This window comes from Rhizobium sp. LARHSG275, assembly GCF_052871115.1.
On record NZ_JBIXJN010000042.1, the window covers coordinates 23,015 to 29,961 of the forward strand.

6 protein-coding genes are annotated in these 6,947 nt (G+C 61.9%); 3 read left to right on the plus strand and 3 right to left on the minus strand.

The window, feature by feature from the left end; genetic code table 11:
* Positions 1-5 precede the first annotated feature (5 nt).
* The gene (locus ACIPSK_RS32430) at positions 6-1,190 is read left to right on the plus strand and encodes an O-succinylhomoserine sulfhydrylase (protein ID WP_162119468.1); all 1,185 of its coding nucleotides are present in this window, start codon (positions 6-8) and stop codon (positions 1,188-1,190) included.
* 240 nt (positions 1,191-1,430) lie between these two features.
* Positions 1,431-1,823, plus strand: a complete 393-nt coding sequence (gene apaG, locus ACIPSK_RS32435; protein ID WP_162119469.1) for a Co2+/Mg2+ efflux protein ApaG — start codon at positions 1,431-1,433, stop codon at positions 1,821-1,823.
* A gap of 358 nt (positions 1,824-2,181) precedes the next feature.
* On the opposite strand, the gene ACIPSK_RS32440 is transcribed toward apaG, so the two are convergent.
* The 3 genes from ACIPSK_RS32440 to ACIPSK_RS32450 form a co-directional block, all read right to left on the minus strand.
* Positions 2,182-3,174: an Hsp33 family molecular chaperone gene (locus ACIPSK_RS32440; RefSeq protein ID WP_162119470.1), complete on the minus strand. Its 993-nt coding sequence runs from the start codon at positions 3,172-3,174 to the stop codon at positions 2,182-2,184.
* Between the two features lie 90 nt (positions 3,175-3,264).
* On the minus strand, positions 3,265-4,179 hold the full coding sequence (argF, locus tag ACIPSK_RS32445; RefSeq protein ID WP_017966875.1) for an ornithine carbamoyltransferase: 915 nt from the start codon (positions 4,177-4,179) through the stop codon (positions 3,265-3,267).
* 39 nt (positions 4,180-4,218) lie between these two features.
* A complete protein-coding gene (locus ACIPSK_RS32450) occupies positions 4,219-5,418 on the minus strand; it encodes an aspartate aminotransferase family protein (RefSeq protein ID WP_162119471.1) in 1,200 nt (399 codons plus the stop codon).
* A gap of 420 nt (positions 5,419-5,838) precedes the next feature.
* On the opposite strand from ACIPSK_RS32450, the gene ACIPSK_RS32455 reads away from it, so the two are divergent.
* On the plus strand, positions 5,839-6,372 hold the full coding sequence (locus ACIPSK_RS32455) for a GcrA family cell cycle regulator (RefSeq protein ID WP_017966873.1): 534 nt from the start codon (positions 5,839-5,841) through the stop codon (positions 6,370-6,372).
* Positions 6,373-6,947: the final 575 nt, after the last annotated feature.

The following is a 6,947-nucleotide window of genomic DNA, read 5'->3' on the forward strand; positions in this document are numbered from 1 at the left end:
ATGGCATGAGCAAGACCTGGCGCCCGGCAACCCAACTCGTCCACGGTGGCACGCTGCGTTCGCAATATGGCGAGACGTCCGAGGCAATCTATCTCACGCAAGGGTTCGTCTACGAGACGTCGGAGGCGGCCGAAGCCCGCTTCAAGGGCGAGACCGAGGGCTTCATCTACGCCCGCTACGGCAGCCCGACCAACGACATGTTCGAAAAGCGCATGTGCATGCTCGAAGGCGCCGAAGACGCCCGCGCCACCGCTTCCGGCATGGCCGCCGTCACCGCGGCGATCCTCTGCCAGCTGAAGGCGGGCGATCATATCGTCGCCGCGCGTGCGCTGTTCGGCTCCTGCCGCTGGGTCGTCGAAACGCTGGCGCCGAAATACGGCATCGACTGCACGCTGATCGACGGCCGGGATCTGGCGAACTGGGAAAAGGCGATCACGCCGAAGACCAAGGTGTTCTTCCTGGAAAGCCCGACCAATCCGACACTCGAAGTGATCGATATCGCAGGCGTCGCCAAGCTCGCCAACCAGATCGGCGCCAAGGTCGTCGTCGACAACGTCTTTGCGACACCGCTCTTCCAGAAGCCCTTGGAGCTCGGCGCCCATATCGTCGTTTATTCCGCCACCAAGCATATTGACGGCCAGGGCCGCTGCCTCGGCGGCGTCGTGCTTTCCGACAAGGAATGGATCGACGAGAACCTGCACGACTATTTCCGCCATACCGGCCCGGCCATGTCGCCGTTCAATGCCTGGACGCTGTTGAAGGGCATCGAGACGCTGCCGCTGCGCGTGCGCCAGCAGACCGAGAATGCGGCAAAGATCGCCGATTTCCTGGCCGAGCAAGGCAAGGTCGCCAAGGTGATCTATCCCGGCCGCAAGGACCATCCGCAGGCCGATATCATCGCCAAGCAGATGACCGGCGGCTCGACGCTGGTCGCCTTCGAACTGAAGGGCGGCAAGGATGCGGCCTTTGCGCTGCAGAATGCGCTCGAGATCGTCAAGATTTCCAACAATCTCGGCGACAGCAAGAGCCTGATCACCCATCCGGCGACGACGACGCACAAGAACCTGACGGAAGAGGCGCGCGCCGAACTCGGTATCTCACCTGGAACGGTCCGCCTTTCGGCCGGTATCGAGGATACCGACGACCTGATCGAGGATTTCGCGCGGGCGCTTGCCAAGGTTTCGGCCTGATCGACAGTCATAACGGCCGGATATCACATGGGGTCCGGCCGGTCCTCACCAAGGTGAGGCCGGGAGGGGAACAAGTTCGTCCGCCGCGGCGTTCCGAAGCGGAATTAACACTGACGATTAGGCTTAACGATCGAAAACCTTTCGGATCACAGCCGTTTCAGCGATGATAACTGTTCCGTTTCTTGACGGACAAAGCCTCTTATAAGATACGGGTAACATATCTTGATTAAGGTGCAAGGCATGTATCGCGCCCTCACAAGAGAGATCGAAGTCGTCGTCGAGCCGTTCTATCTGGAGGAGCAATCCGATCCGGAAGATGATCGCTATGTCTGGGGTTACCGGATCGTCATCAGCAACAATTCCAACATAGCCGTTCGGCTGGTCAATCGTTACTGGAACATCACCGACCAGAACGGCCAGGTGGACGAGGTGACCGGTCCCGGCGTTGTCGGCGAACAGCCGCGGCTCGGTCCCGGCGACACCTACGAATATTCTTCCGGCTGCCCGCTCGATACGCCCTCAGGGCTGATGTTCGGCCATTACCAGATGGAAACGGACGAAGGAGAGATGTTCGATGTCGACATCCCCGCCTTCTCGCTGGATTCGCCTGGGCTGCTGCGTGTGCTTAACTGAGGCGCATCAATTGAGAGGTCATTTTCCGTCAGCGCCACGTTCCTGATGCGTCTTCGACGCCCGGGGCGAAGGGAGATGCCGCAACATCTCGACTCCCTCTTCTCCCCAGCGGGGAGAAGGTGCCCGTAGGGCGGATGAGGGGGCCGGCGAAGCCGGTCTTTCCAACGACCTCCATGCAGGTTTCGGCCGCGATGACATCGTCTCGACCATGTTCAGGGCGGCGGGAACTGGCGTTGCCGCCGGAGTACCGGAATAGGTTTTACGTGAAGGATGTGCCGTGTGGCCCCCTCATCCGCCTGCCGGCACCTTCTCCCCGCTGGGGAGAAGGGACTTGGGGCACCATTCGCGCGAATCAAGCCTATTCGGCCGGCTGAAGCTCGGCCGGCTCGAAGCGGTAGGTGGTCGAGCAGAATTCGCAGGTGACGGCGATTTCGCCGTTTTCCTGGCTGGCTTCGATCTCCTCGGCCGAAAAGCCCTTCAGCACGCCCTTGATCTTGTCGCGCGAGCAGCTGCAGCGGTCGAAGACGGCGCGCGGTTCGTAGACGCGCACGCCACGCTCGTGGAACAGGCGAAACAGCAGCCGTTCGGTGCCGACAAGCGGATCGGTGAGTTCATCGGCGTCGATGGTCTCAACCAGCGAACGGGCTTCAAGCCAGGCGTCGTCCTCGCCATGCGGGCGGCTGCCGGTGTCGCCGTCGCCGCCGTGGAGATCCGGCTGGCGCATCCGCTCCGGCGCTTCCGGCAGGAATTGGGCGACGAGGCCGCCTGCCCGCCAGCGATGGCGCGGCTTGCCGGCATCGTCACGATCGAAGAGCTCGGCCGCGGCAAGGCGGACGCGCGTCGGGATCTGCTCCGACTGGCGGAAATAGACGCCGGCAATTTCTTCCAGCGTCGTGCCGTCGAGCGGAACGATGCCCTGGTAGGGCTGGCTGAACTTGCCCTGGTCGATGGTAAAGGCGAGCACGCCCCTGCCGAGCAATTGCTCCGGCTCGGTTTCGCCTGACTCGATCGCCTTCTTGAGCAGCGCCCGATCGAAACGGGCATAGGCGCGGACATTTTCCGGCGTCGAGAAATCGGCGACGAGAAGATCAACCGGGCCGTCGCCCTTGGTCTGCACCGTGAACTTGCCGTCGAACTTCAGCGAGGTGCCGAGCAGCACCGTCAGCACGACGACTTCGGCAAGCAGCCGAGCAACGGGCGCGGGATAATGATGGCGCTCGAGGATCGCATCGAGCATCGGGCCGAGCTGCACGGCGCGGCCGCGCACATCCAGCCCCTCCACCTGGAAGGGGACGACATGGTCATCGCCGGCGAAATCGAACTGGCCGAGGGCGGCTGCAGCTTCTGCCATGGCTTTCACTCCTAGTTTTCAGAGCGATGGGCCAGCGTGCCCTTCGCTCACGCGGTCGCAAGTTTGTGACTCGCGACGTCCGATTATGGTTCAGATCGCGCCCAGGCACCAAGCAAGAATCGACTTCTGCGCATGAAGACGGTTTTCCGCCTCATCGAAGACCACGGATTGCGGACCGTCGATCACTTCGTCCGTCACTTCCTCACCGCGATGGGCGGGCAGGCAATGCATGAACAATGCATCATTGCCGGCTTTGGCCATCAAGGCCGCGTTGACCTGATAAGGCTGGAAGACATTGTGACCCCGGGCCCGATGTTCCTGATTCATGGAGACCCAGGTATCGGTCACCACGCAATCGACGCCGGCGACCGCACGATCGGCATCATGGCAAAGCATGATTTCGGCGCCCTCATTGCGGGCCCAGTTCAGATAGTGATCCTTTGGCTCCGAGCCAAGGGGTACGGCCATGTTCATGCGGTAGCCGAAACGCGCGGCACCCTCGACCAGCGAATGCAGCACATTGTTGCCGTCGCCGGTCCAGGCGATGGTCTTGCCCTTGATCGGGCCGCGGTGCTCTTCGAAGGTCATGATATCGGCCATGATCTGGCAGGGATGGGTGTCATCCGTCAGCGCATTGATCACAGGCACGGTCGCGTGCTCGGCGAGCTCGACCAGCCGCGAATGCTCGGTGGTGCGGATCATGATCGCATCGACATAGCGCGACAGCACCTTGGCGGTGTCGCCGATCGTCTCGGCGCGGCCAAGCTGCATCTCGGTGCCGGACAGAAAGAGTGTTTCGCCGCCGAGCTGGCGCATGCCGACGTCGAAGGAGACGCGGGTGCGCGTCGACGGCTTCTCGAAGATCATCGCCAGCATCTTGCCGGCGAGCGGCTTATCGCCCTGGCCTGCCTTAAAGGCCTGCTTGCGGGAAAGCGCATCGTTCATGATGGTTCTGAGATCGGCTGATGTGACCGCCGAAAGATCTAGGAAATGTTTAGGGCTCATGTCTTCTTACCTGTGCTGCGCCCGAAGGCGGCAATCTCTTCAAGCCGTCTTCTTGACCTTGGAGGCGCGAATGCTCTCGGCGGCGCGCTCGACGCGGGCCAGACCCTCGCGGGCTTCCTCGGCAGTGACCACGAGCGGCGGAAGAAGGCGGATGACGTTGTCGCCGGCAGGCACGCCGAGCAGATGGGCGGCGCGGATCGCCTGCAGCAGTTCGGCTGAGGGAACGGCGGCCTTGATGCCGAGCAAAAGGCCCTCGCCTCTGATATCCTCGATCACATCGGGATAACGATCCTTCAGCGAAGCGAGGCCCTGGCGGAAGACAAGCGCTACGTCGCGCACATGCTGGAGGAAGCCATCGGCAAGGATGATGTCGAGCACGGCGCTGCCGACGGCCATGGCAAGCGGATTGCCGCCATAGGTCGAGCCATGCGTGCCGGCCTTCATGCCGGAGGCGGCTTCCGACGTGGCAAGGCAGGCGCCGAGCGGGAACCCGCCGCCGATGCCCTTGGCGAGCGCCATGATGTCGGGTGTGATGCCCGACCATTCATGGGCGAAGAGCTTGCCGGTGCGGCCGACGCCGGTCTGGACCTCGTCGAGGATCAACAGCAGATCGTTGTCGTCGCAGAGCTGGCGAAGCGCCTTCATGAACTCGTTGGTGGCAGGGCGCACGCCGCCCTCGCCCTGCACCGGCTCGATGAGGATGGCGGCCGTAGCATCGGTGATCGCGGCGCGAACCGCTTCGATGTCGCCGAAAGCCACCTGATCGAAACCCGGCGCCTTCGGGCCGAAGCCTTCCAGATATTTTTCCTGGCCGCCGGCGGCGATCGTCGCCAGCGTCCGTCCGTGGAAGGCGCCTTCGAAGGTAATGATATGGAAGCGCTCGGGATGACCCTTGGAAAACTGATAGCGGCGCGCCGTCTTGATGGCGCATTCGAGCGCCTCGGCGCCCGAATTGGTGAAGAACACCTTGTCGGCGAAGGTGGCGTCCGTCAGCCGTTTTGCCAGACGCTCCTGGCCGGGGATCTCATAGATGTTCGACAGGTGCCACACCTTGTCGGCCTGCTCCTTCAGTGCGCCCACAACATGCGGATTGCTGTGGCCGACCGAGGTGACGGCGACGCCGGCGCCGAAATCGAGATATCGCTCGCCGCTTTCGGTGATCAGCCATACGCCCTCGCCTCGCTCGAACCGCAGCGGGGCACGAGAATAGGTGTCATAAAGCGGCGCGGCTTCAGCCATGGCGCGATCTCCATCAAAGTTGCCGGGCAATGTCTCCGGCTAAGGAAACCAGGCCCGAAAAATCAAAAATGCCGCCTTGCGGCGGCGAGTGGCACTATTTCCTTTTCGCGCTGCAATGTCAACAAAACGGCGCCCTTAGCGTATGCAGCAAGGGTGTACAGCGGCATTTCCAGTCATCAACAGGCATTATTGCAGAAATGACACGCAGGGGCAGCAAGTTGGGGAAAACTACGAATTCGATTCATCCGGATTCATGCGACTCTTGTCACGGAGTCAGGCTCACACTAGGTTAAAGATCAATTACTAGACTGCATGCGGCGGAACTAGTCACCAAAATTGATCAAGCGTTTCTTGTTTCGGAGCTCCCGGGACAACGGTGAGGGATTCTGCCATCACCAACGCAGAAGGTGGAGACAGGGCATGAACTGGACAGACGAGCGGGTCGAGAAACTCAAGAAACTTTGGGCCGAAGGACTGAGCGCCAGCCAGATCGCTGCGCAGCTTGGCGGGGTCAGCAGAAACGCGGTCATCGGCAAAGTGCATCGGCTGTGCCTCCCCGGCCGTGCCAAGGCCGGCGGCACCAACACCGCGGCGCGAACGCCGAAGCGCAATACCTCGGCGCCGCGCGCGCCGAACTACGCCTCACGGGTCACTACCCGCACCGTTACCCGCCAGCAGGGCGCGACCATGCTGAAGGAAGAGATCGAGATCGAAACGATCGAGGAAATGGAATACGTGCCGAGAGGCAATGTGGTCGTGCCGATTTCGCGACGCCTCGGCCTGACGGAGCTGACCGAACGCACCTGCAAGTGGCCGGTCGGCGATCCGCTGAAGGACGACTTCCATTTCTGCGGCTGCGAATCCCCCGACAATTCGCCTTATTGCGGCTATCACCAGAAGCTTGCCTACCAGCCGGTGAATGAACGCCGCCGGGCGGCAGCGCGGGCCAGCTGAACGGGTGATCATTGCTAGAATGACGAAACGGGCCAAGTGGCCCGTTTTTTTATGCACGGATGGAAGCTGTCGGGCGTTCAGCTCGTTGAGCACGCCGATTTGTCCTCATCGGCTGCCGCCACTAACCAGGGTCGAGTCATGGGTCTCGACCCTTCCTTCTGTTCTCAACGGGGCGAAGGGACATGCCGCAACATCTCGATTCCCTCTTCTCCCCTCGGGGAGAAGGTGCCCGTAGGGCGGATGAGGGGGCCGGGGAAGCCGGTCTTTCTTATAACAATCATGAGGGCTTCGACCGCGTTGGCGTCGTTTCGACCGTGTTCGGGGCGCAGCCGTCGGCATGTGGGATAGGTTATCACGGAAAGAGTGTGCCGTGTGGCCCCCTTGCATGTTCAAACTGCATCCGTTGATGATGGGTGCGACCCCTGGGGGATGGCCATCCCCCAGGGGTCGGACGGGCGGGACCGTAACCCCCTTGGCGTGAACCGGGGATGAGCCTGGTCCGCCCGTCCTTCGCGTTTGTCCTGAACAGATAGTGGGGAGCAGGTCCCGTATGCAAGGCAAGGTATCGTCCGAAC

What these genes read in the sequence shown, in the direction of transcription:
- argF (WP_017966875.1), bottom strand. Translation starts at nt 4,179, where the DNA reads ATGAGCCCTAAACATTTCCTAGATCTTTCGGCGGTCACATCAGCCGAT.
- ACIPSK_RS32455 (WP_017966873.1), top strand. Translation starts at nt 5,839, where the DNA reads ATGAACTGGACAGACGAGCGGGTCGAGAAACTCAAGAAACTTTGGGCC.
- apaG (WP_162119469.1), top strand. Translation starts at nt 1,431, where the DNA reads ATGTATCGCGCCCTCACAAGAGAGATCGAAGTCGTCGTCGAGCCGTTC.
- ACIPSK_RS32450 (WP_162119471.1), bottom strand. Translation starts at nt 5,418, where the DNA reads ATGGCTGAAGCCGCGCCGCTTTATGACACCTATTCTCGTGCCCCGCTG.
- ACIPSK_RS32440 (WP_162119470.1), bottom strand. Translation starts at nt 3,174, where the DNA reads ATGGCAGAAGCTGCAGCCGCCCTCGGCCAGTTCGATTTCGCCGGCGAT.
- ACIPSK_RS32430 (WP_162119468.1), top strand. Translation starts at nt 6, where the DNA reads ATGAGCAAGACCTGGCGCCCGGCAACCCAACTCGTCCACGGTGGCACG.